The sequence below is a fragment of the Mycetohabitans sp. B3 genome, assembly GCF_021498065.1.
Lineage (GTDB): Bacteria > Pseudomonadota > Gammaproteobacteria > Burkholderiales > Burkholderiaceae > Mycetohabitans.
In genome coordinates this window covers 1-2,258 of the sequence record NZ_JAHLKN010000009.1, presented here as the reverse complement: position 1 = coordinate 2,258, position 2,258 = coordinate 1, and the positions used below count along the sequence as shown (strand labels likewise).

The 2,258-nt window shown below is 59.1% G+C and carries 2 protein-coding genes and 1 pseudogene; all 3 read right to left on the bottom strand.

Going from position 1 to position 2,258, the window contains the following annotated elements; all coding sequences use genetic code 11:
• On the bottom strand, nucleotides 1–488 hold a 488-nt coding region (locus KQH55_RS01545; protein ID WP_235090067.1), incomplete at its 3' end, for a hypothetical protein.
• Between the two features lie 176 nt (nucleotides 489–664).
• Complete coding sequence (locus KQH55_RS01540) at nucleotides 665–916, bottom strand: hypothetical protein (protein ID WP_235090066.1); 252 nt, start codon at nucleotides 914–916, stop codon at nucleotides 665–667.
• Nucleotides 913–2,258 (bottom strand): annotated as a pseudogene (locus KQH55_RS01535) (hypothetical protein); the annotation flags it as partial. The pseudogene KQH55_RS01535 and the gene KQH55_RS01540, both read right to left, overlap by 4 nt.

Sequence of the window (2,258 nt, the reverse complement as noted above, 5' to 3'; positions counted from 1 at the left end):
GCCAACAGCCCTCCGCCAATGCCCCCCACCAGCGAGCCACCCGCGCTCTGCAGGCCAACACGGTAGCGCCCGCTCTCACCCCATTGCTCCGCTTCAGCTAGATACTGCTGTTTCTGTTGCGGATCGTCGCTCTCGCTAGCCGCCTGGAGCAAGGCTTCGCGCTTGGCATCCGCCACGTCCCCGATCCGCCGCGCAACCGCCTCGCCGGCGTCACGCATCGCGCTCATCAGCTCACCCTGATTCTGCAAACTCTGCTGGACGTCCGGCGTCTTGTCCACCCGACCGTTCAGATTCGTCGCATCGCGGTTCAGCCCCGCGATAGCCTGCTTTTGTTGATCAGGGTTCGTGATCTCGATCTCAGCATCGCTGATCGCGCTCTGCGTTCTTGCCCGCCGACTTGCGAAACGCAAGAGCGTAAACAGCACGCTCACCCAGGCCCGACGCATCGTTTCCCGTGGATGCAGATCACCAATGACCTGCTTGCTCACGCCGGATTCCTATCCGGTCAGCATGTCCTCTTAGCGTCAGTTATCGGCACCCGCGCATTACCACCACATCAGACATCACTACATGATCGCCGGCGTGCCCATTATCCCCTGACACCGCAGCAGGCAAACGCCGCAGACGATGAACTCAGCATATGCTGGTTGTTCACCATTTCAGACTATCGGCCTGATGACTTCTTTTCACTGAACCACGTCACTGTTCCTGCGAACAAACTGAACAGAACAACAAACACTGCCATTCGGCCAGCCCGATTCCACGTTGGCAATTGATACGGAAAGTCGTACAGCAGCCATAGCACCGCAGGGCCAGCGGCAAGTTCGATGATAGTGATGCAAAGCCCCATCCCTATAAACCAGAACAGAAAATAATATGTCCAACGAAACAATTCAAAGCTTGTCTTCGGCTTCATTTCTTTGCAGCTTCTTCGTCAAGCTTGTTCTGCACAGTAGCACCCATTTTTTCTTGCGCCGCGCCACCAGCAGCCCCGCCCAACCATGACGGAAGCTTACTTGGCGCAACATACTTCGACATCCCCATCCCAACATCCACCCACTCCTGCCGATACCAAGGATTCAGCACGTCATTGAGCTTGCCCTCAATTTTGGCTCCAATCGGATACCCAATCACCGTCCCCACCGCCGCGCCCCCCATCGCCGCATTCGGGTTCTGACCTTGCAGTGCTGAGCCGGTCAACGCACCGCCGACTCCCGTCATGAACACCGGAGCAAATTTCATCCCCGTCGATACCGCGCTCGTCACTCCCGACAACGCAAAGCTCGTCCAGTCAAACGGCTGATCACCCATGAGTTGGACACCTCCATTAGCTCCCAGCCCCAAAAGCGCACCCGCGCCCATCATGCCCGCCGGAGCCAACGAACCACCCGCGGCCAAACCTAGACCCATCATCCCCGTGCCCGCCACCGTTGCACCAACCGGATCCTTATTGATGTTCGACGTCACTAGCTCGTTATACGTCTGTCCCCGCCCAAGCTGGCTCTGCCCTGCGTCATATGCCCCTTGGTTCGGCTTGATGTACTGGCTGTTGTAATCATGATCCGCATACTGCAGATCCTTCTTATCACCGTAGCAATTCAGATTTTGGCAACCTACAATACTGCGAATCTCGTAATCATGCTTGCTGCCTGTCGCTTCCGCCGCCTGCTGATCCGAATTGCGCAGTATTTCCGCTACGATCCGGCCTTCCGCTTCCTGCTCACTAATCTTGAGCTGCTGCGCCACCAGCTTCGCATGCCGCTTCGCTAAATCGTATTCGCCCTGATGCAACTGCCGATTGAACCGATCGACGTTGTACGCCGCCTGCGCGCCTGGTGCCCCGCCGACCACGCCCCCCGCCACGCTCGACATCACATTCGCCACCAAGTTGCCCAGCGTCTTGTCCAAGTCCGCGTTGCCGGTCGGCTTCTGATCCGCAATCTGCCGGCTCACCGCATCAAGCTTATTCGCCAGCAACGCCGATACCAACGACCCCGCGCCGCTTTGCGCCGCCCCCAACAGCCCTCCGCCAATGCCTCCCACCAGCGAGCCACCCGCGCTCTGCAGACCAACACGGTAGCGCCCGCTCTCACCCCATTGCTCCGCTTCGGCCAAATACTGCTGTTTCTGTTGCGGATCGTCGCTCTCGCTAGCCGCCTGGAGCAAGGCGCCGCGCTTGGCATCCGCCACGTCCCCGATCCGCCGCGCAACCGCCTCGCCGGCGTCACGCATCGCGCTCATCAGCTCGCCCTGATTCT